This is a genomic window from Methyloparacoccus sp. NF-16 (genome assembly GCF_056880625.1).
Genome location: NZ_CP174130.1, coordinates 866,573 through 890,411 on the forward strand (window position 1 = coordinate 866,573; position 23,839 = coordinate 890,411).

A 23,839-nucleotide genomic window follows, 5' to 3' on the forward strand; every position below is an offset into this window, starting at 1 on the left:
GCATGGCACCCCGATTGTCCCGCCGTGCCGGACGGCTCACTAGCTCTCTGGTCCGCGACATCCTGCAGCTGACCCAGCGGCCCGGCATGATTTCCTTTGCCGGTGGCTTGCCGGCCATCGATGCGATGCCGCCCCTGAATTTCCGGGACTTCGCCGATGATGCTCGGCAATACGGTCCCAGCGAGGGGGAACCGGCCCTGCGCAGCCTGATCGCACGCAATCTGTCGGCACTGGGCATGGCTTGCAGCGTCGAGCAGGTGCTGGTGACGTCCGGCTCGCAGCAGGGTATCGATCTGGTCGGCAAGCTGTTCATCGATGAAGGTGCGCCGGTCCTTTTGGAAGCGCCCACCTATCTCGCCACGATTCAGGCGCTCGGCGTGTATGGTGCGGAATTCGAGGGGCTCCCGCTGTCCGCCGACGGCATCGACCCGGACAATCTGCGCCGGGCCATCGCCCGTCGCCGGCCGGCGTTCGTCTACCTCATCCCGACGTTCCAGAACCCGTCCGGCTGTTGTTACACGGACGAGATCCGGCGTGCCGTGGCCGAGATTCTCGACGAAACCGGGGTGCCGCTGATCGAGGACGATCCCTACCGGGAACTGATTTACCAGCCGGTCGACCGGACGCCGCTCTGTGCCTACCTGGAGCGGGCGCCCTGGGTTTATCTCGGCAGCTTTTCCAAGATCACCGCGCCGGGTTTGCGGGTGGGCTACCTCGCCGCGTCGCCATCGCTGTTCTGCGGACTGGTCCGGCTGAAACAGTCCAGCGACCTGCACACCAACCGGATCGGCCAGGCCTGGCTGACGCAGTTTCTGGACTCGGCCGGGTTCGCTGAACACCTCGTGCGGCTGCTGCGGCTCTACGGGGAGCGGCGTGCTGCCATGCAAGCTGCCTTGCGGCAGCATTTCGGCGGACTCGCCGAGTGGCGGGCGCCGGCCGGTGGCCTGTTCTTCTGGCTGCGCCTGACCCGCGAATGCGACACCCTGGCGGCGCTGCATGCGGCACTGGATCGCAAGGTGGCGTTCATGCCGGGCGATCCGTTCTTCCCCACGGGAGAACTGCGCTATCCGGCCTTGCGTCTCAACTTCAGCCATGCGTCCCCGGAACAGATCGCGCAGGGCGTTGCCTGGCTCGCGGAGATTCTGGACGAAGCCGCCAGCGTGCAACATGACCGCGCGCGCGTCGCCCTGATGTCCCGGTAAGTCTTTTTATCGAAACGAGGTGCCTGTCATGCGTCTGACTCTGGTCATCGGCAACAAGAATTATTCCTCCTGGTCCCTGCGGCCCTGGCTGTTCCTGAAACACCATGGCATTCCGTTTGCGGAAATCCGGATCCCCCTGTACCGGGAGGACTCGCCGGCTCGCATCGCCGCTTACGCGCCGGCCGGCAAAGTCCCCGTGCTGATTGACGGTGACGTGACTGTCTGGGATTCGCTGGCCATCCTCGAGTATCTGGCCGAGCGCTTCCCGGAAACCCGAGGATGGCCGGCGGCGATGCCCGACCGGGCGCAGGCCCGCTCCCTTGCGGCGGAAATGCATGCGGGCTTTGCCGCCCTGCGCGGTCACTGCGGCATGAACTGCCGGCGGCCGCCGGCGCCTAAGGCCTTGCCCGAAGCGGTCTCCCGGGATGTTGCGCGCATCGGCCAAATCTGGCGCGAGTGCCGTGAACGGCATGGAAGCTCCGGTCCCTGGCTGCTGGGCCAGTTCAGCAGCCTGGACGCCATGTACGCGCCAGTCGCCCTGCGCTTCCACTCGTATCAACTGGAGGCCGGGCCAGCGGCGCTGGAATACGTGAACACGGTGCTCGGCCATCCGGCCGTGGCGGAATGGGTCGCGGCGGGCAAGGCGGAAACCGAGATCATCCCGGCATTCGAGCCATGAAAACGAAAATCTGGATGGCACTGCTGGCGGTTTACCTCGTCTGGGGGTCGACCTACCTGGTGATCCGCTTCGCGGTGGAGACCCTGCCGCCCTTTTTGTCGGCCGGCCTCCGCTTTCTGGTTTCGGGCGCGATCCTGTTTGTCTGGCGCCGCGTGGCCGGCGATGCTCTGCCGACGCTGCGTCAATGGCGATCGGCGGCCATTGTCGGCACCCTGCTGCTGCTCGGCGGCAACGGCCTGGTCGCCTGGGCCGAGCAGACCGTGCCTTCGGGCGTCGCAGCCCTGATCATCGGCGCGGTGCCGATGTTCATGGTGATCGCCGACGCGCTCAGGCCGCGGGGCGAGAGACCGGGTGTTGGCGTGATGGCGGGGCTCGCCAGCGGTTTCGCGGGGATTTACCTGCTGGTCGGCCCTTCGCGCGATGCCGATGGCCTGCAGCCGGATGCTTTCGGCATGACGGCGCTCCTGATCGCCGGTTTCCTGTGGGCGGTCGGCTCGATCTGCGGCAAGGCCCTGGACCTGCCGAAGTCCACCCTGATGACCACGGGCGCGGAAATGCTGACCGGCGGTCTCGCCCTGATGGCCGCGAGCGCCATCGCCGGTGAGTTGAGGGGGTTCAGTTTCGCCCAGGTGTCCGCCGACTCATGGCTGGCCCTGGCTTATCTGGTCGCCTTCGGCTCGATGATCGGTTTCGTCGCTTATGCCTGGCTCCTGCAGAACGCGCCGATTCCGCTGGTATCGACCTACGCCTACGTCAATCCGCTGGTGGCGGTGTTCCTCGGCAACTGGCTCGCCCAGGAACCCTTGACCCCGCGCATCCTGTCGGCGTCGGCGATCATCGTCGGATCGGTGGTGTTCATCAGCGCCGCGGGCCGGTTGAAAGCCCGCAAGCAAGCGGTGGCTGTGGCAAGCGAATAGCGCGTTTCCGGCACTCCGCCGCCGATATCGGGGGCACGACAACGCAGGTTCCGTGTGCGGGGCTAGGCGTCGGTCGGGTTCTCGATCGTCTCGACCGTGCTGACCAGTATGCCGTCGCGGAGCAGGGTCTGGATGCGGGTGCCGGGCTCCACGGCCACCGGCGAATCCAGCAATGCCCCCGTGTCCACCCGGGTGGTGATGCTGTAGCCCCTGGCGAGGGTGGCCAGCGGGCTGACGGCGTGCAGGGCCTGGGCCAGGCGTTCGGTCCGGTGCTGCGCGAGATCGTGCCGTCGCTGCCACGCGGCGGCCAGCTGCCGGCTGGCCTGTTCCAGCCGTGCCTCCAGCAGCGGCATGCGCGAATCCGGGCGCGAGCCCAGCAGGCGATTCCGCTGCATCAGCAGCTGTTGCGCCAATCCCCGGCCATGCTGGCGCATGGCCCGGTTCATGCGCAGTTCCAGTTCATCCAGCCGCTGCGCCCGGGTGCGAAGGCGCTGCTCGGGATGCTGGGATGCCAGCCGCTTCTCGAACTGCCGCAGCTGCTGGCGGGCCTGTTCCAGCCGCTGCCGCAGGTTCTGGCTCAGACGCCCCCGCAGCCGGTCCAGCCGGGCGAGCCATTCCTGGCGGTCCGGGCTGACGGCAACCGCCGCGGCCGATGGTGTGGGCGCGCGCAGGTCGGCGACGAAATCGCTGATGGTGAAGTCGGTCTCGTGGCCGACGGCGGAGACGACCGGAATGTGCGAGTGGAAGATGGCGCGCGCCACGGCCTCCTCGTTGAAGCACCAGAGATCCTCGGTCGAGCCGCCGCCGCGGCCGAGGATGATGACGTCGCAGTTCTTCAGCCGGTTGGCCAGTTGCAGCGCGCGGACGATCTCGTCCCTGGCGGCGCTCCCCTGCACCTTGGTCGGGTAGAGGACGACCTCGATGGCCGGAAACCGGCGCCGCAGCACGGTCAGGATGTCGCGGATGGCCGCCCCGGTCGGGGAGGTGATGACACCGACGGTTTTCGGCAGGGCTGGCAGGGGTTGCTTGTGGATTTCGTCGAACAGCCCTTCGGCGGCGAGCCTGGCCTTGAGCCGCTCGAAGGCCAGGGCCAGGGCGCCGTTGCCGGCCGGCTCCAGACTTTCGACGATCAGCTGGTAGTCGCCGCGCGGCTCGTACAGGCTGACCTGCGCGCCCAGCAGCACGTGATCGCCGTTCTGCGGGCGGCTCCTCAACCGTTGCGCCTGGGGTCTGAACATGGCGCAGCGGACCTGTGCCTCGGTGTCCTTGAGCGTGAAGTACAGGTGCCCGGAGGTGGCGGCGGTGAAATTGGAGATTTCGCCCTCGATCCGGATCATGCCGAGGCTTTCGTTGAGCAGGAACCGGCAGACGCGGTTCAGGCCCGAGACGGTGAAGACTGGCTGCTCGGCCGGTGTGTCGGCTGTGGCCATGCCGGCCAGGGTCGCGCTCATGCTTCGGAGCGCTTGAAACGGTGGATCAGGCGCCGTTCCCGCTTGTTCGGACGGCCATCGACCGGCACGCCCAGTTCCCGCTCGGCGCGGCGGCGTTCGGCCTCCGCCTGGCGCCGCAGGCGGCTCGCCTCGCTCTCCTCGTAGAGCAGGGCGGCTTCCTGGGCCGGACGCCGCTGCTTTTGCAGGGCGGTCACGGTGATGTCCCAGGCATAGGGCTCCTTGGTGAGGGCGATGCGGGTGCCGATGCCGATCTCCTTGCCGGGTTTGCTGCGCTGGCCGTCGACGTGGACCTTGCCGCCATTGATGGCTTCGATGGCCAGCTGGCGTGTCTTGAAGAAACGGGCCGCCCACAGCCACTTGTCCAGGCGCATGCGTTCGGCGGCAGGTTGCGGCGGGCTGTTCTGCGGGGGTGGCATGGCGGCGTGATGGCGTCGGGGTGGCGAATCGGGGGCTCATTATCCCACGGCGGTCGCGCCGCCGATGGTGTCCCCTGGCCGCGCGGGGCTCCGGCGTTATCCGGCGGTGGTGGCCGGCCACCACCGCCGGTATCGCATGGACGAGCAATCATGCTATTATGATCAAGGTTTTATGGTTGTCTGAGCTGCCTCCCGGTAGCGCACGGGCTTCCATCAGGATTCGCCCCTCCGGGGCGTTTTTGGTTTCTGAGCACTGTTGATTGCGATGGTGGGCCTAGTGCCCATTTTTTGTTTTGGCCTTTGTGAGGTGCGGGTTGAAGGCGCGCGATGGTCTGGTGGAGTTGTTGGACCCCGTGGTGCAGGGCATGGGCTACGAGCTGGTCGGCGTCGAGTTCGATGGGCATCAGCGCACCCTGCGTGTCTATATTGACCGCCCCGAGGGCATCACGCTCGACGATTGCTCGGCGGTGAGCTATCAGCTCAGTGGCGTGCTGGATGTGGAGGATCCCATTCCCGGCCGCTATCAGCTCGAGGTTTCCTCTCCGGGCATGGATCGGCCGCTGTTCACGCGGGCGCATTTCGAGCGGTTCGCGGGCGAGGTGGTGCGGTTGCAGCTCAATCGCCCCCTGGATGGCCGCCGGCGCTTCAAGGCGCGGCTGCAGGGCCTCGAAGGCGACGAAATCCTGCTGCAGGATGAGGACAAATTGATCCGCATCCCCTATGAATCCATTGAGAAGGCGCGGTTGGTGCCGGCCTTCGATCACTGAAAGTTTCCGGAATTTGACTATTGAAGGGATGACGCTATGGCGAACAAAGAAATCCTCCTAGTGGTTGATGCCTTCTCCCACGAGAAGGACATCGATAAAGAAATCGTCTTCGCCGCCATTGAGGATGCGTTGCGCATGGCGACCATCAAGAGCCACGAGGGTCGTATCGACGCCAGCGTCAGCATCGACCGCAAGACCGGCGACTACGAAACCTTCCGTCGCTGGCGGGTGGTGGAGTCCGAGGCTGCCGAGGATTTCAATCCCGAGCTGCAGCTGACGCTGGAGGCTGCGCAGCAGCGCTCGCCCGGCATCGCGGTGGGTGAATACGTGGTCGAGCCGATGGAATCGGTGGGCTTCGGCCGCATCGAGGCGCAGACCGCCAAGCAGGTCATCGTGCAGCGGGTGCGCGACGCCGAGCGCCGCAAGGTCGTCGAAGCCTACAAGGACCGGGTCGGCGAGCTGGTCACCGGCATCATCAAGCGGGTCGAGCGTGGCAATGTGTTCCTGGACCTCGGCAACAATGTCGAGGCCTTCATCCCCCGCGAGGAAATGATCCCCCGCGAGGCGGTGCGTGCCGGCGACCGGTTGCGCGGCTATCTCAAGGATGTCAGGCAGGAGGTCCGCGGGCCGCAGCTGTTCGTGTCGCGTACTTCGCCGGATCTCATCATCGCGCTGTTCCGGCTGGAGGTGCCCGAGGTCGGCGAGGGCATCATCGAGATCATGGGCGCCGCGCGCGATCCCGGGGTGCGCGCCAAGATCGCCGTCCGCAGCCGCGATCCCCGGCTCGACCCGGTGGGTGCCTGTGTCGGCATGCGCGGCTCGCGGGTGCAGGCGGTCTCCAACGAACTGGCCGGCGAGCGCGTCGACATCATCCTCTGGAACGAAAACGAGGCCCAGTTTGTCGTCAACGCCATGTCGCCGGCCGAGATCGTGTCCATCGTGGTGGACGAGGACCGGCACTCCATGGATATTGCCGTGGCTGATGAAAACCTTTCCATGGCCATCGGCCGCGGCGGCCAGAACGTCCGGCTCGCCTCCGAGCTGACCGGCTGGACCCTGAACGTGATGAGCGAGACCCAGGCGGAGGAGAAGAGCGAGCAGGAAACCGAAGCGCTGGTGCAGGGCTTTGTCGAGCAGCTGGATGTCGACGAAAGCGTGGCCGAGGTGCTGGTCCGCGAGGGATTCTCCACCGTCGAGGAGCTGGCCTACGTGCCCGCCAAGGAGCTGCTGGAAATCGAGGAATTCGACGAGGGTCTGGTCGAGGAGTTGCGCAACCGTGCCCGCGATTCCCTGCTGATCAAGGCCATCGCCACGGAAGAGCAGCTGGAGACCGCCCCGCCGGCCGATGAGCTGCTCAACATGGAGGGCATGGACCGCGCCACGGCGCACCAACTGGCGGCGAGAGGTGTCAAGACCATGGAGGATCTGGCCGAGCTGTCGATCGACGAGCTGCTGGATATCGATGGGATGGATGAGGCGCGGGCCGGCGCCCTGATCATGGCGGCACGCCGGCCTTGGTTCGCGGAAAGTTAACGAATTCGGATGCGATGAGGCTTAAGTTATGAGTGATTTAACAGTACGACAACTCGCCGAGGTCGTTGGCATTCCGCTGGAGCGACTGCTTTCCCAGCTGAGCGAGGCAGGGCTGCAGAAGAGCGGCGCCGACGAGCAGCTGACGGACGCCGAAAAACTCAAGTTTCTGACCTTTCTCCGGCAGAGTCACGGCAAGGCCCAGGCCGAGGACCTCACCAATCCCAAGCGTGTCACCCTGCAGCGGCGCACGGTCAGCGAACTCAAGCAGGGCAAGGCGCCCGGCAAGGCCGCCAAGACCATCAGCGTCGAGGTTCGCAAGAAGCGCACCTATGTCAAGCGCAGCGAACTCCCGGAAGTCAGCGAGCAGCGCCACGAGGTGGAGCAGGCCCGCCAGGCCCTGGAAGATCAGCAGCGCCGCCTGGCCGAGGTCGAGGCGCAACGCCTGGCCCGCCAGGAGGATGAGCGCCGCAAGGCCGAAGAGCTGGAGCGTCTGCGTCGCGAGGAAATGGAGCGCATTGCCGCCGAACAGGAGGCCGCCCGCCGCCAGGAGGAAGAGCGGCGCCGCACCGAACTGGAAGCGACGGCGAGCGAGGAACCCGTGATCGAGGCGCTGCCGGCCGAACCACCGCCCGTCGTCACCGAGAAGCCCAAGGCACCGGCCCCCGCCGCCCCTCGGGAGCCGGCCCGCGCGGTCGATGACGATGACCGGCGCGGCAAGAAGCGCGAGCGCGAAAAGTCGGGCGAGAGCCTGGCGCTCGACGGCATGCGCGGCAAGCCCAAGGTCAAGAAGAAGCTCAGGAGCGGCAGGGCGCCGGTGATGCCGGAGGCGCGTCATGGCTTCGAGAGGCCCACCGGGCCGATGGTGCGCGAGGTCAGCGTGCCGGCGTCCATCTCCGTGTCCGATCTGGCGCAGCGCATGTCGGTCAAGGCGACCGAGGTTATCAAGACCCTCATGAAAATGGGCGTCATGGCGACCATCAACCAGATGCTGGACCAGGACACGGCCGTGCTGGTGGTGGAGGAGATGGGCCATACCGCCGTACTGCAGGTCGAGAATGTACTCGAGGCGGAGATTGAGGCCACCCTCAGCCTGGCCTCCCAGGCGGAAAAGGCGCCGCGCGCGCCTGTGGTCACCATCATGGGCCATGTCGATCACGGCAAGACCTCGCTGCTGGACTACATCCGCAAGAGCCGCGTCGCCGCCGGCGAGGCGGGCGGCATCACCCAGCATATCGGTGCCTACCAGGTGAAGACCGATCACGGCACCATCACCTTCCTCGATACGCCCGGCCATGCCGCCTTCACGGCCATGCGCGCCCGTGGCGCCCAGGCCACCGACATCGTCGTGCTGGTGGTGGCGGCCGACGACGGCGTGATGCCGCAGACCCGCGAGGCCATCGATCATTCACGGGCGGCCAATGTACCGATCGTGGTGGCGGTGAACAAGATCGACAAGCCGGAGGCCGACCCCGAGAAGGTCAAGCATGAACTGACCACCTTCAACGTCATCCCCGAGGAGTGGGGCGGCGACACGCAGTTCATCCCCGTGTCAGCCAAGACCGGGCAGGGTATCGACAACCTGCTCGACGCCATCCTTCTGCAGGCGGAGGTGCTGGAGCTCAAGGCGGCGCACGACATTCCGGCGACCGGCGTGGTGCTGGAGTCGAAGCTGGAGAAGGGCCGTGGCCCGGTGGCCGACATCCTGATCCAGCAGGGACGCCTCAAGAAGGGGGATTTCATCCTCTGCGGCATGGAGTTCGGTCGTGTCCGCGCCATGTTCAACGAGAACGGCAAGCCGCTGAAGGAGGCCGGGCCTTCCTCTCCGGTCGAGGTGCTGGGGCTGTCCGGCGCGCCCAATGCCGGCGACGAGTTCATCGTCGTCAGCGATGAGCGCAAGGCCCGTGAAATCGCCATGCAGCGCGAGGAGAAGCTGCGCACCAGCAAGCTGGCCGAGCAGCAGGCCCTGAAGCTGGACAACATCTTTGCCCGCATGGAGAGCAGTGCCGGGAGCGTCGACCTCAACATCATCATCAAGGCGGATGTCCAGGGCAGCCTCGAGGCCCTGCGCGGCTCGCTGACCGACCTGTCCACCGACAAGGTCAAGGTCAAGGTGATCGGCGGCGGCGTCGGCGGCATCAGCGAGTCCGACGCCAACCTGGCGCTGGCCTCCAATGCCATCATCATCGGCTTCAACGTGCGCGCCGACGCCGGTGCCCGCAAGCTGATCGAGGAGCGCGGCGTCGATCTCCACTACTACAGCATCATCTACGAGGCGATCGACGAGATCAAAAAGTCGCTCAAGGGCATGCTGGAACCGGAGTTCCGCGAGCAGATCGTCGGCAATGCCGAGGTTCGCGACGTGTTCCGGCACCCCAAGTTCGGTGCCATCGCCGGCTGCATGGTCACGGAGGGCTTCGTCAAGCGCAACCTGCCGATCCGCGTGCTGCGCGACAACGTCGTCATCTTCGAAGGGCAGCTCGACTCGCTGCGGCGCTTCAAGGATGACGTGCCCGAAGTGAAGGCCGGCATGGAATGTGGCATGGGTGTCAAGAACTACAACGACATCAAGGTCGGCGACCAGATTGAGGTGTTCGAGAAGGTCCAGGTTCCGCACTGATGCCCAGGGAGTTCAGCCGCAGCGACCGGGTGGCGTCGCAGATCCAGCGGGAAATGGCCGACCTGATCCGGACCCAGGTCAAGGATCCGGCGCTGGGCATGATCACCCTCAGCGATGTCGAGCTGAGCCGGGATCTGGCCGTGGCCAAGCTCTATGTGACGTTTCTGGCCGCCGCCGTGACGCCGCCGCAGGCCGTCAAGCGGCTCGCCGAGTTCGTGCCGGAGCTGCGCCGCGAGCTGGGCAAGCGTATCCGCGTCCGCGTGCTGCCGGAACTGCGCTTCGTTCACGACGACTCGATTGATCGCGGCATGCGGATGGACACGCTGTTGCAGGCCTTGTCGCACGAACGGGACGCCGATGACCGGGATGGCACCGGCGAATGACCGCACGGACGCGACCGGAGTGGCGGCCCGTTCATGGCCTCTTCCTGCTCGACAAGGCCAGCGGCTATTCCTCGAATGCATCGTTGCAGAAGGTCCGGCGCCTGTTCCGGGCGCAGAAGGCCGGGCATACGGGCAGCCTTGACCCGCTTGCCAGCGGCCTGTTGCCGATCTGTCTTGGCGAGGCGACCAAGCTGTCCGGCTACCTGCTCAACACCGACAAGCGCTATGCAGTGCGGATCCGGCTGGGGGTGGAGACGGATACGGCCGACAGCGAGGGGGCCGCGATCCGCACCCAGCCGGTACCACCCCTGTCGGAGGCCCTGATCGAGACCGTTCTGGCCGGTTTCCGCGGCGACAGCCAGCAGGTACCGCCCATGTATTCCGCCCTCAAGCATGAGGGCAAGCGGCTCTACGATCTGGCCCGCCGGGGGCTGGAGGTCGAGCGGCCGCCGCGCCCCATCACCATCCATGCCCTGAACCTGCTGGACTTTGACGCGGCTTCCCTGAGCCTGGACGTCCACTGCTCCAAGGGCACCTATATCCGTACCCTGGCCGAGGATATCGGTCGCGCGCTTGGTTGCGGCGGCCATGTCGAAATGTTGCGCCGGACCGCCGTGGGCACTCTGAGTGTCGATGCCGCCTGTACGGTGGAACAACTGGAGGCCGAGGCGCCGGAGGCCCGCGATGCCCGGCTGCTGCCGCTGGATACGCTGGTCGACCACCTGCCGGCAATCGGGCTGAACGAGACGATGAGCCGGTTCGCCCGGCAGGGCAACCCCCTGTTCGTGCCGCAGGCACCGACCCGGGGCTGGGTTCGCCTCTACGGCCATGACTCGGGTTTCCTGGGGCTGGGGGAGATCCTCGACGACGGCCGCGTCGGTCCGCGGCGCATGATGAATTATGGTCCGGCCGGGCGGGCGCCAGCCGGTGATCCAGGCCGCGGGACCGGCCTGTCCAAGGCCTTGGATTGATCAATCCGAGCCTGAAACGATAGAATGCCCTGTTTCATGAAAAGCCGAGATTTTTAGGAGCCGAACATGCCTTACACCGCCACCGAGAAAAGCGCTGTCGTCAAGGACTACCAGCGCGCCGCCAACGATACCGGGTCGCCGGAAGTCCAGGTTGCCCTGCTGACCGCGCGCATCAATCATCTGACCCCGCACTTCGTCCAGAACAAGAAGGATCACCATTCGCGCCGTGGCCTGCTGCGCCTGGTGAACCAGCGCCGCAAGCTGCTGGATTACCTCAAGCGCAAGGATGTCGACCGTTACAAGAACCTGATCGAAAGACTGGGCCTGCGTCGCTAATCCGAATTTCGAAGGTTAATGTTGTGAATCCCATCCGGAAACAATTCCAGTACGGCGCGCATCTGGTCACCCTGGAAACAGGCGAAATCGCGCGACAGGCCGATGCGGCGGTAATGGTCGACATGGCCGGCACCGTGGTGCTGGTGACGGCGGTCGGCAAGAAGGACGCTTCCCCCGACATCGATTTCTTCCCCTTGCGGGTCGATTACCAGGAGAAGGCCTACGCAGCCGGCAAGATTCCGGGCGGATTCTTCAAGCGCGAAGGTCGTCCTTCCGAGAAGGAGACGCTGACGGCGCGCCTGATCGACCGGCCGGTGCGCCCGCTGTTCCCGGAGGGCTTTACCAACGAGGTGCAGATCACCGCCACGGTGCTGTCCCTGAACCCGGAAATCGACCCCGACGTGCCGGCCATGCTCGGTGCCTCCGCGGCGCTGACGCTTTCCGGAATCCCCTTCAAGGGGCCGATCGGCGCGGCACGGGTGGCGTTCATCGACGAGCGCTACGTGCTCAATCCCACCGCCAGCGAGCTGGATGAATCCCTGCTCGACCTGGTGGTCGCCGGGACCGAGAACGCCGTGCTGATGGTCGAGTCGGAAGCCGACATGCTCTCCGAGGACGAAATGCTGGGTGCGGTCATCTTCGGTCACGAGCAGATGCAGGCCGCCATTGTCGCCATCCGCGAGCTGGCCAGCGAGGTTGGCGTCACGTCCTGGGATTGGCAGCCGCCGGCGCGGAATGAAGGGCTGGTCGAGTCGGTCAAGACACAGGCGGGCGCTGCCATCCTGACCGCCTACCAGATTGCCGACAAGCAGGCCCGCCAGCAGGCGCTGAAGCAGGCCCGCGCGGGCGCCATCGAGGCTCTGACGGCCGAAGGGCAGCATACCGCCAAGGCGGTCAAGGTCGTGCTCGAGGAACTGGAATACGACACCGTCCGGGCCCAGATTCTGGACGAATCCCGTCGTATCGACGGGCGCGACCTCGCGACCGTGCGTCCCATCAGCATCCGTACCGGCGTGTTGCCGCGTACCCACGGTTCCGCCTTGTTCACCCGCGGCGAAACGCAGGCGCTGGTGGTGGCCACCCTGGGCACCGGGCGCGACGCGCAGGTCATCGATGCGATCGAAGGCGAGTACAAGGAAACCTTCCTGTTCCATTACAACTTCCCGCCCTACTGCGTCGGCGAGATCGGCATGATCGGCTCGCCCAAGCGCCGCGAGGTCGGCCATGGACGTCTCGCCAAGCGCGGCGTGCAGGCCGTCATGCCGGATCCGGACGAGTTCCCCTATGTCATCCGCGTTGTGTCCGAGATCACCGAGTCGAATGGCTCCAGCTCGATGGCCTCGGTCTGCGGCTCCAGCCTGGCGCTGATGGACGCGGGCGTGCCCACGCTGGCGCCCGTGGCCGGCATCGCCATGGGCCTGATCAAGGAGGGTGACCGCTACGCAGTGCTGTCCGACATCATGGGCGACGAAGACCACCTGGGCGACATGGACTTCAAGGTAGCCGGTACCCACGATGGCATCACCGCGCTGCAGATGGACATCAAGATCGACGGCATCACCGCCGAGATCATGCGCAAGGCGCTGGAGCAGGCCAAGGCAGGCCGGCTGCACATCCTCGGCAAGATGGGCGAGGCCCTGCCGGAACCGCGCAAGGAGATGTCCGACTACGCGCCGCGCATCATCAGCTTCAGCATCGACCCGAGCAAGATTCGCGACGTGATCGGCAAGGGCGGCGCCACCATCCGTGCCATCACCGAGGAAACCGGCGCCAGCATCGACATCACCGATGACGGTCTGGTCAAGGTCGCCTCCGTCGACCGCGAGGCCGGTGACGAGGCCCGGCGACGCATCGAGGCCATCACCGCCGAGGTCGAGGTGGGCAAGATCTACGAGGGCAAGGTTGCCCGCCTGATGGATTTTGGTGCCTTCGTCACCGTGCTGCCGGGCAAGGACGGCCTGGTGCACATCTCGCAGATCTCCGACGAGCACGTCGAGAAAGTCAGCGACAAGCTGGCCGAGGGCGACATCGTCCGGGTCAAGGTGCTGGAAATCGATCGCCAGGGCCGCGTGCGCCTGAGTATGAAGGCGGTCGAGATCGAGGGCTGAGGTACTCCGGGCCGCCTGGCCAGGACCGGCAAAAGGGGCGCTCGACGCCCCTTTTTCATGCCGGTCCGAAACGTCAGCCAACCGGCCGCTTGCAGGCCTCTCCGGCGACTTCGCGCACCAGGCGGGGTATCAGATAGCCGGGCAGGCGGGCCCGCAAGCTCTCCATCAGCTCCAGCGCCCGGTTTTCCTCGACCTCGAAATGGGCGGTGCCCCGTGCCCGGTCCAGCAGGTGCAGGTAGTAGGGCAGGGTGCCGGCGTCGGCCAGGGTTTCGCTCAGCTGGGCCAAGGTGTCAGCATCGTCGTTGATGCCCCGCAGCAGCACCGACTGGTTCAGCAGCAGGAAGCCCCGGCCCGACAGCACCGCCAGTCCGGCGCGGGTTGCGCTCCCCAGCTCGCGGGGGTGATTCGCGTGAATGACCACCACGATGCCGAGACGGCTTTCAGTCAGGTTGTCGAGCAACGCCTGCGTCAGCCGGCTGGGCAGCACCACCGGGATGCGGGTATGCAGGCGCAGTCGCCGGATCTGCGGGATCTCGGCGATGGCCCGGATCAGCTGCCCCAGCCGTTCGTCGCCGAGCGCCAAGGGATCGCCGCCGCTGAGGATCACCTCGCTGATGCCCGGATCGCCGGCAATGGCGGCCAGCGCGGCCGATTCCCGCCGCCGCGCCAGCTGCTGCTCGTCGTAGGGAAAGTCGCGCCGGAAGCAGTAGCGGCAGTGGATGGCACAGGCGCCGGTGGTGACCAGCAGCGCCCGGCCGCGATATTTGTGCAGCAGGCCAGGCGCCGCCGCGGCAGCGAGATCGCCAACCGGGTCGAGTCCGAAGCCCGGCACGGCGCGGAGCTCTTCCGCCAGCGGCAGCACCTGGCGCAGCAACGGGTCGCCCGGATCACCCTTGCGCATCTGCTCGGCATAGGTTTGCGTCACCTTGAAGGGGAAGGTCGCCGCTGCTGCCGCCAGCTGCGGAAATTGCGTCGCATCGAGTTGCAGGTATTCGAGCAGCGCCCGGGGGTTCGTGTAGGCATGGGCCAGTTCCGTCTGCCAGCTTGGGTACATGAGGGCGAACAACGCTGCATAAGCAAAAGGGGTTCCATTATAATGGCGAGCTTTTCCCGAGCTCATTACTCCACAGAGGCACGAATGGCGACTGTCAGCACCAGCGAATTCAGGAACGGCATGAAGTTGATGATGGACGGCGATCCGTACACCATCCTCGAGAATGAATTCGTCAAGCCTGGCAAGGGCCAGGCCTTCAACCGCGTCAAGCTGCGCAACCTCAAAACCGGCCGGGTGATCGAGCGCACCTTCAAGTCGGGTGAAACCATGGAAACCGCCGACGTGGTGGATACCGACATGCAGTATCTCTACAACGATGGCGAGATGTGGCATTTCATGGTCGTCGAGACGTTCGAGCAGTACGCCGCCGATGCCGCCGCCGTGGCCGATGCGCAGAAATGGCTGAAGGAACAGGATGTCTGCCAGGTAACGCTCTACAACGGCACCCCGATCGGCGTCATGCCGCCCAACTTCGTCGAACTGAAGATCGTCGAGACCGACCCCGGCGTGCGTGGCGATACCTCCGGTGGTGGCGGCAAGCCGGCCACCCTGGAGACCGGCGCCGTCGTGCGGGTACCGCTGTTCATCCAGAGCGAGGAAGTGATCCGGGTCGATACCCGGACCGGCGAATACGTTTCCCGCGTCAAGTAACGGCCGCACCAGGCCGCACGACCGGCTCCCCGCCGGTGGGCGAGTCGTGCGGTCCTGCCCGATGACCGGTCTGCCCGCTCCGTGAACGAAGCCGCCAGCCACGTCGCCTGGCAGCCGAGCGGCGATCGCCGGGCGCTATTGCGCCGGACCCGCCTGAATCGCCGCATCCGCGCCTTCTTCGAGGCGCGCGGCGTGCTGGAGGTCGAAACCCCCCTGCTGGGGCGCTGCACCGTCACCGACCCCGGCCTGACGGGATTCGTCACCCGCTTCCACCTGCCCGGCCAGTCCGCCGGTACCCCGCTGTACCTGCAAACTTCCCCGGAATTCGCCATGAAGCGGCTGCTCGCGGCGGGCAGTGGCTCCATCTTCCAGATTTGCAAGGCCTTCCGCGACGAGGAGAGCGGCCGTCAGCACAATCCCGAATTCACCCTGCTGGAGTGGTACCGGGTCGGCCATGGCCTGTTCGACCTGATCGACGAGGTCGAGGCACTGATGCGACACTTGGCCGAAGGCGAGGCCGAACTGGGCGCGCCCGAGCGGTTCCGTTACCGGGATGTCTGCCGGCGCTACCTCGGTCTCGATCCCGTGACCGCCAGCCTGGATGAATTTGCCGCCTGCGCGGATGCGCACGGCCTGGTCGGTGCGCACGCCCTTTGCGGCGAGACGCGCAGTATCTGGCTGGATCTCCTCTTCAGCCATCTCGTGCAGCCACACCTCGGCCGGGGGCGGGTGACCAGCGTCCATCACTATCCTGCCTTCATGCCCTCGCTGGCCGCCCGCTGTCCCGGCGACGCCGATACGGTGGAGCGGGTGGAAATCTTTCTGGCCGGGATGGAACTCGGCAATGGCTTTCATGAACTTGCCGATGCCCGGGAACAGCGGGCGCGGTTCGAACGGGATCTGGACATGCGCCGGTCCCTTGGCCTTACCGTACCCGACATCGACGAGCGCCTGCTGGCGGCCCTGGCATCCGGATTGCCCGACTGCGCCGGTATCGCCATTGGCCTGGATCGTCTGCTGATGGCCCTGTTCGGGCAGACGGCCATCGACGAGGTGCTGGCATTTCCCGTGATGCGCGCCTGAGGCTGCGTGGGTATCGCCGATACATCGCAGGAAAGTGCTGTTTTTGGCTGACAAGCGCGTCGGCATGGTCTACAATTTGCGGCTTGCTGGAGAGGTGGCCGAGTGGTCGAAGGCGCACGACTGGAAATCGTGTATACGGCAACGTATCGAGGGTTCGAATCCCTCTCTCTCCGCCACAAGCTTAGATAACCCGTTGAGATTCAACGGGTTTTTTATTGCCTAATGTTTCTGCCGCCCTTCCTGGCGGCTATCCCCTCCAGTCCTCCTGCCTGCCAAGGTTGCCAGGTTGCCTGATGCCCGGTTGCTTTTCTCGCTCGGGCCGGTGCGTCACTGTGATATTACTCCGGCCACAATAAAACGTACGGCCATGGGGTCAGTTGCCGCGCCACACAAGGCTTCCATGGTTTGTAGCCGTTCGATAAAAAATGGCCGGGTTAATATCGCGCACCGATATCGGGAATAGGGCACGAATACCTTGCTGTGTCACTTGGTCCTTGAAGCCGCCGAACGTATCGACGCATCAGACTTGACCCCAGCATATGATGCCGAACCTCAGGGGATGCTGATTTGAGTTTTTAGGCTTGGCTGCTTGCACGGGATAACCCCTTTTAAGGTTCCGGGAAAAATGCCGATATAAGCCATCCTGAAGCGGTAGTCTGGCTGCCTCACGGTTTGTCATCGGAGTGCGTTCAAGAGTGGGCGGCAACTGCTGTTGCGCCCATGGTGGACGGGTTTGATGACTATCCAACAGGTCCGCCCATCCTCAGGGAATCGCTGGGATGGGCGGAATAGCCGGCTGATGGGGCTGCGAGCCGGGCAAAAGTCGCGAGTTTCAACCAAAGGCCTGACCAATCGACAGCAGCAGCTCAGTTGTGTCGGTAAATCTTACCCTCAATTTTTGCCAGCAACGCTCTGGCTTGGTTCAACGGCGCTGATAAAGAATTACTGCCTTTGTCCTTGTTGGTCATGGCTGTGTGAAGGATGTCCCTGGCTTGCATGAGCGTTTGAATTGCGTCAGGATAGAATGCGCCTTTTCTGTTCGGTGTGGTGGGCGGCTTGGAGAGCGGACCTGTATTCAGTACCTTAATGCCATCCATCGTGTCGGCAATGGCCAGCTTGACCATTTCCTTGGCTTCCCTTTCTCCCAGATTGGGCGCGATTGCCTTATCTATGTAGGTGATGGCCGAGCGGGCATTTTCCGCAGCATTGAGGGCTCGTAGAAAGCCACCAATATTATTGACATCGGCTGGGCCAAAGGCGAATGCGCGACCCTCATTGCCAGCAGAGGCATCGAAAGCATCGCTACCATAGAACCTTATGGCGTCCTCAAGGGTATCGAAGCTGTTGTTATGGAAATAAGGAGCGGTATCGGCGGCTTCATATAGGGACTGAGGATTGAAATAGCCTTGGATAGGCATGTTTACTCCATTGACGGGGCCATAGACGAGATCCCCAATGAAGGATGCCCGAAGAGTTGTTCCATTGGCGCAGGCTACATCTCCAGAAAAGGTGCTTGAGCCATAAGCGTTGTCGGGGCCTCTTCCAAATCCACCGTCACCTGAGACTTCAAGGGGTGTCTCCAGGGATAAGCCCCTGCAGGCCGCTGAGGTCGGTGCAAAACTGACATTCGTGACCCGGTTACGGTTGGTGAATTGGATTTCAGTATCCGATCCAGCATTATTATGACATCCGCCGCAACGTCTTTTATCCGGTTTGGCCTCGGCGGGGTTGAGCTCAAGCTGGCGCACGCCTTTTCTGGTAAGGATCTTGGCATTTGCCGTTACGTCTCTTCCGTATTCGGCAAAACTATTCAGGAAGGTAATTGAATTCAGATTGAGGGTTGCTTGGCGACCGGAGGCAAGCTGGAATGCGAGCAGAGCATCGAGTTCATGCTCCGTGGGGAAGCGGAAATCGGCGGTCATGCCTTGAGTGACTTGATCGGGCCTTACACGATCTAATGTCTTGGGAAAGTGTTGAATGATCGCTCCAAGTGCGAAGCATCGGAGTGACCCATCACCTGGTGCCCCATCGCCAGACCACCCTGTCTCATGCACAACGTTGCCGGGTACGCCTGAGCTTGGGTCATTCGTGCCGCCCGTGGTTTGGCTCAGGCCGAGCGTGTGCATCACGCTTCTAAAAACGCAGGGCTTATCAAAGCCATCAAGATTTTCACAAATCAACCCAAATTTCCTCAGCATTTCTGAATTTTCGAGGTCGACCAATTTTGGGTTTGTCTCGTTCACGAACAGGGGGTCCGACGCAGGCAGCTGAGCAATAATGTCGGTATCTATTGTGAAGTTTTTGTTCTCGCGGTGACATGTTTCACATGTGCGACCATTCCCCTGGAAGGTTTCTTCCTTGAAGAGACGCCGCCCCTCGGCCACGAGAGCGGCGTTAGTTTTATCAACATTCTTATCGGAACAGGTCTCGGGTGTGACGGGCGCATCATCTGATGCCAATGTGGACTGCATGGTCAGGATAAGGATTGCTGACGCAATAGCCAAGTGTCTTGCACACTTATATGAGCTCATGTTGTTGCCCTTATGGAATGTATTATATTATTATGTTCTGGGGCCCTGAAACGCATGGGATCGTTCGGGTTAAGGGGCTAAACCGCTAAACCGCCACAGGGTTTGTGCCGGCAGCACCCAGGTTCAGGATATCAATAAAGCCAGCCGTATTGGATGCTTTGAACACCGTCGCCATGAGAAAATCACCGCATTATTGATATTATTGGAGCATGACCGAGCGAAGGAAGCTCTGATCAAATCGCTGGTAAGCTGCTTTCACTGAACTTCAGCCCGCGGTGACCTTATGAAACAGACCACCTTCGCTTCCCTCGCCTTTGACCACAAGAAGAAGCCAACCCGGCGAGAAAAGTTCTTGGCCGAGATGGAACGGACGGTACCCTGGGCCGCGTTGTTGGCGGTCATCGAGCCCCACTATCCCAAGGCTGGCCGGCGTGGGCGTCAGCCCTACCCCCTGGCGACGATGCTGCGGTTGTACTGTCTCCAGCAGTGGTATGCCTTGTCTGATCCCGGCCTGGAAGACGCCCTGTACGAGATTGAATCCCTGCGGCGGTTTGCCAGGCTGGAGCTTGCGGACGACGCACTGCCGGACGAAACCACGATCTTGAACTTCCGGTGCCTGCTGGAGCGGCACGCACTGACGGCCAAGCTCATGAACACGATCAACGACGTTCTGGAAGAGCAAGGTCTGTTGCTGAAGGGCGGCACGATGGTCGATGCCACGATCCTTCATGCCCCGCCCTCGACCAAGAACCAGGATAAGGCCCGCGATCCCGAAATGCATCAGACCAGGAAAGGGAAGCAATGGTACTTCGGCATGAAAATCCACGTCGGCGCGGATGTGGATAGCGGTCTTGCCCATACCGTATCCGTCACACCCGCCAATGTGGCGGATATCACCGAACTGCCCAACCTCCTGCGGGAGGACGACCGAGCGGTATTGGGCGATGCGGCGTATGCCAACAATTCCTGCAAGCGTGCTGCCCGGAGAGCGGGTGTCTACTGGGGTGTTGCGCTGAAAGCGCGTCCAAAGTCCCGCTTAGGGTCCAGCCAGAAGCAGAGGAACCGCAAGCACTCCGCCATCCGCAGCCGGGTGGAACACCTGTTCCGGGTCATCAAGTGCCAGTTTGGCTATACCAAAGTCCGCTACAAAGGATTGGCCAAGAATGCCGCCCAGGTTTTCATGCTGGTGGGCCTGGCGAACCTCTATCTCAAGCGCAGGGAGTTGCCAGCATGACGGGAGTCATCCGTCCGCAGCGTGGGGAACCCCCAGCAAAGCAACAATTACCGGCGATCCATGAGTCAAAACGCGAGCTTTTCGACACGGTGACTGAAAAAAACGACCCAGCTCGGCCTTCACTCGCCGAAATGCAGATTTATTCAGAGGTTCCCGAACCGAGGGGTAATGGAGAATCTGCTTGCGGCGGTGGAGCGAGCAGCCAGGTGGAGTCGGGGGGGGGGGGGATGTGCTGAACGCGCGGAATGGGCCTGTCGATTGCTACGAGGCTTCCGGGCTGTCGGCATGGCGGCCCCCGCCGGTGTCCCCGCTCATGACCTCCCCTATCGTTGAGCCGGCGCTCGATCGTTATGGCAGCCCTGCCACCCTGTCCAGACCGATCGTTACCGGGTTGTTGTGACGAAAATCGGGTCTGCGATCTGGCTCGCGCGCCAGTACGGCCTGGAAGCCTTGTGGCGACACACCGTTAGTTTGAAGCCATGGCAAGTCGCTTCGCGTTCGACAGGATCGCCACTGTCAGTACACAGGGAGCGTTCGGATTCATGCTCCAGGAGGGACCACGAACGCGGAACTGTTCTTGCCGTCATTAGCAGGGCCCGCACTCAGGGGATCAAACCGGCATCCCGCGCCTTGATCACGGCCTGCGTTTGCGAATTGACCTGGAGTTTGCGGTAGAGGTTGCGGATATTGGTCTGCACGGTCGAGAGCTTGACGTTCATGATCTGGGCTACATCCTTGTAGGAATGTCCGCGAGACAGCAGCTTCAAGGTCTCGAATTCCCGTGGCGACAGATTGAGCTTGCGGGCGTCCACTTGTCCGATCGGGGCTCCCGCCAACTTGAACAGGCTGCGCGCCAAGGCCGGGCTGATCGGGTAATTTCCCTCCAGCACATCGTCTATGGACTTTGCCATGGCGGTTTCGCTGTCGCCTTTCAGAATATAGCCATGTGCGCCCGCGCGGATGGCTTCGAGCAACGTCCGTTCCGAGGAAATCACCGATATGACCAGTATCGGCAGTTCCTCGAAGCGATGCCGCAAGGCCCGGATAATCTCCAGTCCACTCATGTCGGGTAATCCGATATCGATCAACGCCAGGTCAAGTCGCAGTCTAGGTTGTCCCAGAACCTCCAGCGCGGCGGCGCCGGTCTGGCATGCAATGATCTGATGGCCTCCGCGACGTCCCATCAGAATGTCGCGGATTTGTCTCGCGAACAGTGGATTGTCTTCCACGATCAAAACCTTTTCCAGCGCTTTACGGAGAGTCGGTCCTTGTTTGATCATGGCCTCTATGGCTGTCCTTGAACGGGGTATCTGGCCGGCGGCGAGCCGGCTTTTGGCACTGGCCCAGGACCGAGTTTGTCCGCATATTCGGCGTCGCAGGAGTGAGTCCTGACGTACGGCCCGTACGTGGGGTGCCCCGTGAATAAATCGATGAAGCACAGCTGATGCAAACCCCATGCGATATCTCAATGGCCGCTGGCTACGGTGACTTGGCGAGCCGTCTCATCAGCCATATTTCTATAGCAGCCGGCCACGGGCTCGTCAAATATCGACCGGTGATCTCCCATATTCATGGGATAAGTCCCGTTTTCATGGGATGGTGATATTCCGGTATGTGAGTAACCTATCCGGGCTGTCGTGACGCTGTCATTCGATGAATGCCTGGCATGCGATGGCCTGACTATTTCAGTCGGGATACATGACGTGATTATCGATAGGATTTGGAGATGCATATGTTAAAGAAAACCCTTGCGTCCTCGCTCATCGCAATATTGTGTGGTGCGAGTGCGCTGAGCAGCGCGGAGGTCAGCGCCGCCCCCGTCATCGGCTGGTGGTCGGCCAAGCCGATGACCTATTCCGGGACCTGGCAGCCCAAGACCCTGTATACCGTGGGCAGCGTCGTCAACTATCAGGACGGCACCTGGATCGCCACGCAAGCCAGCAAGGGCGAAGCGCCGGGGTTGTCCGGCAAGTGGCTTACCTTCTCGGGTGCCCAGGGGCCGCAGGGGATCGCGGGTCCCATCGGGCCGGCCGGGCCTATGGGTCCGCAGGGCATTCAGGGCGCCACCGGCCCCGAAGGGCTGATGGGTCCGGCCGGTCCGGCAGGTGCCGTGGGTCCGGCGGGTCCGAAGGGTGACGCGGGTGTGGCTGGTGCGGAAGGTCCGGCGGGTCCCGCGGGCACGGGCCGGGCAGCGACCGCCTGGTGGCCCAATTGCAACTTTGAGCCGTCTGTTACCGTTAACGGCTTCGAAACATGCAAGTTGTTAGTAGAAAGCTCCGGTGACAAGCAGATTTTGCCAGAATTGTTTGGAGACGGCGGAAATGCCGACATAAGATTCGATGATGTTCTACCCGGCAGCTATCTGGTATCGCTGAATCTATCGGGGAATGCCTGTGCCATGGAGATAGTGAGCCCACTAGGTATAAGAGTAATCGAGCTTTCGCCGGTGGGATCCACTCCATTTACTATCGTCGTGAATGCGTCTGTCACAAGCCCGACTCGGCTCACGTTGAGTAGACTAGCTGGTTCGTGTGACAGGGTCACGATTGGCCTGAGCGTCCTGCAGCTCTCCGGCGAGCCGGTCTAACCGACTGTGCGGACCCGGACGGGGGTGCCGCCATGGCCAGCACCGCCGGTGCCGGCCTTCTTGCGGCGCTCGCGCGAAGGTCCGATCCCCGCAAAGGCAGTGTCCCCTCCGCCGGTGAGGTCGAGGGGCGGCTGCCACGATCAACCCGGTGTTTGCCGTCGACGCGGACGGCAGGATCGGCCCTTGTCTCACCCATGGTCACGATGCCCACCCTCTGTCTCTGTGCGATCGTGCGCAATGAAAGCCAACGGGTCCGCCGCTGGCTCGACGCCGCCAAGCCCATCCTCGACGCGGTCGCCATCTGCGATACCGGCTCCACGGACGATACCGTCGCCCGGATCGAGCAGTGGGGGCGGGAGAATCATGTGCCGACCCGGGTCCGGTCGGACCCCTTCGTCGACTGCGGTCATAACCGCAGTCGCGCCCTCAACTGGGCCCGGGCGGCATTCCCGCAGGCCGACTACCTGCTGCTGCTGGATGCCGATCAGATCCTTCAGATCGAACCCGGTTGGGCGGCGCAGCCACTCGTGAGCGATGCCTACTGGGTCCGGCAGCGGCAAGCCTGCCACGACACCTGGAACCTCCACCTGATGCGGGCGCGCCTGCCCTGGGTGGCGGTAGGCGTCACCCGTGCCGCTTGGGATTGCCCGGCGCCCTACGCCGTCGAGCGCTTGAGCACGCTCTGGATCGACGACCGCGGCGATAGCCGACACCTGGCCGACACGCGCGAGCGGGACAAGCGGCTGCTGCTGGCCGCCATCCGCGATCCCGCCACCCCGGAGCCCCTGCTGAGCCGCTACTATTTTTATCTGGCCCAAACCTTCCGCGACCTCAATGACACGCAACAGGCCCTGCACTGGTACCAGAAGCGGGTCGAGCGGGGTGGAAGCGCCGAGGAGACCTACATGGCCCAGGCCGAGAAGGCCCGGCTGACCATCCTGGCCAAGGCACCGCATGCGGTCATCCTCGCGGAACATCTCAAGGCCTTCGCCCTCAGACCGACACGGGCCGAGGCCCTGTGGCAGCTGGCGGCCTATTGCCGGGAAAGCCAGCGCTATCCGCTGGGCTATCTGTTTGCCAGCCTGGGGAAGGACATGCCCATGCCCGACGACATGCTGTTCGTCCGGCGGGATGTTCACGAATGGCGGCTGCTGGATGAGCTCGCGATCTGCGCTTACTGGATCGGCCGCTACCAGGAGAGTCTTGAGGCGTCCCAACGGCTGCTCGCGGAAGCCAGGTTCCCGCCGTTGGAGCAGCCCAGGATCGAAGCGTACCGTGATTTCGCCCGGGCCAGGCTAGCCTCGGCGCGGGCCTAGGTG

The 23,839-nt window shown here is 63.6% G+C and carries 20 protein-coding genes and 1 tRNA gene; 16 read left to right on the forward strand and 5 right to left on the reverse strand.

Annotation, left to right across the window (positions count from 1 at the left end):
- Nucleotides 1-2 precede the first annotated feature (2 nt).
- Genes ACH5N8_RS04295 through ACH5N8_RS04305 form a run of 3 tightly spaced genes read left to right on the forward strand, consistent with a single transcriptional unit; the run spans nt 3 to nt 2,798 of the window.
- A complete protein-coding gene (locus ACH5N8_RS04295) occupies nt 3-1,202 on the forward strand; it encodes an aminotransferase-like domain-containing protein (protein WP_483282636.1) in 1,200 nt (399 codons plus the stop codon).
- Between the two features lie 28 nt (nt 1,203-1,230).
- Complete coding sequence (locus ACH5N8_RS04300; RefSeq protein WP_483282637.1) at nt 1,231-1,881, forward strand: glutathione S-transferase family protein; 651 nt, start codon at nt 1,231-1,233, stop codon at nt 1,879-1,881.
- A 14-nt stretch (nt 1,882-1,895) separates the two neighbouring features.
- Nucleotides 1,896-2,798, forward strand: coding sequence for an EamA family transporter (locus tag ACH5N8_RS04305; protein WP_483282638.1), 903 nt, complete (start codon nt 1,896-1,898; stop codon nt 2,796-2,798).
- A 62-nt stretch (nt 2,799-2,860) separates the two neighbouring features.
- Here ACH5N8_RS04305 and xseA read toward each other — a convergent pair whose 3' ends face one another.
- Together xseA and ACH5N8_RS04315 are read right to left on the reverse strand one after the other, a co-directional pair.
- Complete coding sequence (xseA, locus tag ACH5N8_RS04310; protein ID WP_483282639.1) at nt 2,861-4,249, reverse strand: exodeoxyribonuclease VII large subunit; 1,389 nt, start codon at nt 4,247-4,249, stop codon at nt 2,861-2,863.
- Nucleotides 4,246-4,665 carry an RNA-binding S4 domain-containing protein gene (locus ACH5N8_RS04315; protein ID WP_483282640.1) on the reverse strand — a complete coding sequence of 140 codons (420 nt, stop codon included), beginning with the start codon at nt 4,663-4,665 and terminating at the stop codon, nt 4,246-4,248. The genes xseA and ACH5N8_RS04315 overlap by 4 nt, the downstream gene beginning before the upstream one ends.
- A 314-nt stretch (nt 4,666-4,979) precedes the next feature.
- Here ACH5N8_RS04315 and rimP point away from each other — a divergent pair, with 314 nt between their 5' ends.
- The 7 genes from rimP to pnp all read left to right on the forward strand — a co-directional run bounded on the left by rimP (nt 4,980) and on the right by pnp (nt 13,380).
- Entirely contained in the window at nt 4,980-5,432 is a 453-nt protein-coding gene (rimP, locus tag ACH5N8_RS04320) for a ribosome maturation factor RimP (RefSeq protein ID WP_483282641.1), read from the forward strand.
- Nucleotides 5,433-5,468: 36 nt separating this feature from the next.
- On the forward strand, nt 5,469-6,965 hold the full coding sequence (nusA, locus tag ACH5N8_RS04325) for a transcription termination factor NusA (protein WP_483282642.1): 1,497 nt from the start codon (nt 5,469-5,471) through the stop codon (nt 6,963-6,965).
- 28 nt (nt 6,966-6,993) lie between these two features.
- A complete protein-coding gene (gene infB, locus ACH5N8_RS04330; protein ID WP_483282643.1) occupies nt 6,994-9,582 on the forward strand; it encodes a translation initiation factor IF-2 in 2,589 nt (862 codons plus the stop codon).
- Entirely contained in the window at nt 9,582-9,965 is a 384-nt protein-coding gene (gene rbfA, locus ACH5N8_RS04335; RefSeq protein WP_483282644.1) for a 30S ribosome-binding factor RbfA, read from the forward strand. The genes infB and rbfA overlap by 1 nt, the downstream gene beginning before the upstream one ends.
- Nucleotides 9,962-10,936: a tRNA pseudouridine(55) synthase TruB gene (truB, locus tag ACH5N8_RS04340; RefSeq protein WP_460028181.1), complete on the forward strand. Its 975-nt coding sequence runs from the start codon at nt 9,962-9,964 to the stop codon at nt 10,934-10,936. Before rbfA ends, truB begins: the two co-directional genes overlap by 4 nt.
- Nucleotides 10,937-11,002: 66 nt before the next feature.
- Complete coding sequence (gene rpsO / locus ACH5N8_RS04345; RefSeq protein ID WP_460028180.1) at nt 11,003-11,272, forward strand: 30S ribosomal protein S15; 270 nt, start codon at nt 11,003-11,005, stop codon at nt 11,270-11,272.
- A gap of 23 nt (nt 11,273-11,295) precedes the next feature.
- Nucleotides 11,296-13,380 (forward strand): polyribonucleotide nucleotidyltransferase, encoded by a 2,085-nt coding sequence (pnp, locus tag ACH5N8_RS04350; protein ID WP_483282645.1) that lies wholly within the window; start codon nt 11,296-11,298, stop codon nt 13,378-13,380.
- A gap of 73 nt (nt 13,381-13,453) precedes the next feature.
- Here the strand turns inward: pnp and epmB are convergent, their stop codons facing one another.
- Nucleotides 13,454-14,434 (reverse strand): EF-P beta-lysylation protein EpmB, encoded by a 981-nt coding sequence (gene epmB / locus ACH5N8_RS04355; protein WP_483282646.1) that lies wholly within the window; start codon nt 14,432-14,434, stop codon nt 13,454-13,456.
- An 84-nt stretch (nt 14,435-14,518) separates the two neighbouring features.
- Between epmB and efp the strand changes: the two genes are divergently transcribed.
- The 3 genes from efp to ACH5N8_RS04370 all read left to right on the forward strand — a co-directional run bounded on the left by efp (nt 14,519) and on the right by ACH5N8_RS04370 (nt 16,344).
- Nucleotides 14,519-15,085, forward strand: coding sequence for an elongation factor P (gene efp / locus ACH5N8_RS04360; RefSeq protein ID WP_460028177.1), 567 nt, complete (start codon nt 14,519-14,521; stop codon nt 15,083-15,085).
- Between the two features lie 81 nt (nt 15,086-15,166).
- On the forward strand, nt 15,167-16,168 hold the full coding sequence (epmA, locus tag ACH5N8_RS04365) for an EF-P lysine aminoacylase EpmA (protein ID WP_483282647.1): 1,002 nt from the start codon (nt 15,167-15,169) through the stop codon (nt 16,166-16,168).
- An 88-nt stretch (nt 16,169-16,256) separates the two neighbouring features.
- Nucleotides 16,257-16,344: transfer RNA gene (locus tag ACH5N8_RS04370), tRNA-Ser, on the forward strand.
- 690 nt (nt 16,345-17,034) lie between these two features.
- Here ACH5N8_RS04370 and ACH5N8_RS04375 read toward each other — a convergent pair.
- Nucleotides 17,035-18,639, reverse strand: a complete 1,605-nt coding sequence (locus ACH5N8_RS04375) for a hypothetical protein (RefSeq protein ID WP_483282648.1) — start codon at nt 18,637-18,639, stop codon at nt 17,035-17,037.
- 343 nt (nt 18,640-18,982) lie between these two features.
- On the opposite strand from ACH5N8_RS04375, the gene ACH5N8_RS04380 reads away from it, so the two are divergent.
- On the forward strand, nt 18,983-19,933 hold the full coding sequence (locus ACH5N8_RS04380; protein WP_483282649.1) for an IS5 family transposase: 951 nt from the start codon (nt 18,983-18,985) through the stop codon (nt 19,931-19,933).
- Nucleotides 19,934-20,535: 602 nt separating this feature from the next.
- Here ACH5N8_RS04380 and ACH5N8_RS04385 read toward each other — a convergent pair.
- Complete coding sequence (locus ACH5N8_RS04385) at nt 20,536-21,213, reverse strand: response regulator (protein WP_483282650.1); 678 nt, start codon at nt 21,211-21,213, stop codon at nt 20,536-20,538.
- Between the two features lie 452 nt (nt 21,214-21,665).
- Here ACH5N8_RS04385 and ACH5N8_RS04390 point away from each other — a divergent pair, with 452 nt between their 5' ends.
- Both ACH5N8_RS04390 and ACH5N8_RS04395 read left to right on the forward strand, forming a co-directional pair.
- Entirely contained in the window at nt 21,666-22,520 is an 855-nt protein-coding gene (locus ACH5N8_RS04390) for a hypothetical protein (RefSeq protein WP_483282651.1), read from the forward strand.
- Between the two features lie 230 nt (nt 22,521-22,750).
- Nucleotides 22,751-23,836 carry a glycosyltransferase family 2 protein gene (locus ACH5N8_RS04395; protein WP_483282652.1) on the forward strand — a complete coding sequence of 362 codons (1,086 nt, stop codon included), beginning with the start codon at nt 22,751-22,753 and terminating at the stop codon, nt 23,834-23,836.
- Nucleotides 23,837-23,839: the final 3 nt, after the last annotated feature.

Coding starts and splice junctions, on each gene's coding strand:
- ACH5N8_RS04315 (WP_483282640.1), bottom strand. CDS start 4,665: ATGCCACCCCCGCAGAACAGCCCGCCGCAACCTGCCGCCGAACGCATG.
- ACH5N8_RS04305 (WP_483282638.1), top strand. CDS start 1,896: ATGGCACTGCTGGCGGTTTACCTCGTCTGGGGGTCGACCTACCTGGTG.
- ACH5N8_RS04380 (WP_483282649.1), top strand. CDS start 18,983: ATGAAACAGACCACCTTCGCTTCCCTCGCCTTTGACCACAAGAAGAAG.
- infB (WP_483282643.1), top strand. CDS start 6,994: ATGAGTGATTTAACAGTACGACAACTCGCCGAGGTCGTTGGCATTCCG.
- rbfA (WP_483282644.1), top strand. CDS start 9,582: ATGCCCAGGGAGTTCAGCCGCAGCGACCGGGTGGCGTCGCAGATCCAG.
- truB (WP_460028181.1), top strand. CDS start 9,962: ATGACCGCACGGACGCGACCGGAGTGGCGGCCCGTTCATGGCCTCTTC.
- ACH5N8_RS04390 (WP_483282651.1), top strand. CDS start 21,666: ATGTTAAAGAAAACCCTTGCGTCCTCGCTCATCGCAATATTGTGTGGT.
- ACH5N8_RS04300 (WP_483282637.1), top strand. CDS start 1,231: ATGCGTCTGACTCTGGTCATCGGCAACAAGAATTATTCCTCCTGGTCC.
- xseA (WP_483282639.1), bottom strand. CDS start 4,249: ATGAGCGCGACCCTGGCCGGCATGGCCACAGCCGACACACCGGCCGAG.
- ACH5N8_RS04375 (WP_483282648.1), bottom strand. CDS start 18,639: ATGCAGTCCACATTGGCATCAGATGATGCGCCCGTCACACCCGAGACC.
- ACH5N8_RS04295 (WP_483282636.1), top strand. CDS start 3: ATGGCACCCCGATTGTCCCGCCGTGCCGGACGGCTCACTAGCTCTCTG.
- efp (WP_460028177.1), top strand. CDS start 14,519: ATGGCGACTGTCAGCACCAGCGAATTCAGGAACGGCATGAAGTTGATG.
- epmB (WP_483282646.1), bottom strand. CDS start 14,434: ATGTACCCAAGCTGGCAGACGGAACTGGCCCATGCCTACACGAACCCC.
- ACH5N8_RS04385 (WP_483282650.1), bottom strand. CDS start 21,213: ATGATCAAACAAGGACCGACTCTCCGTAAAGCGCTGGAAAAGGTTTTG.
- rpsO (WP_460028180.1), top strand. CDS start 11,003: ATGCCTTACACCGCCACCGAGAAAAGCGCTGTCGTCAAGGACTACCAG.
- nusA (WP_483282642.1), top strand. CDS start 5,469: ATGGCGAACAAAGAAATCCTCCTAGTGGTTGATGCCTTCTCCCACGAG.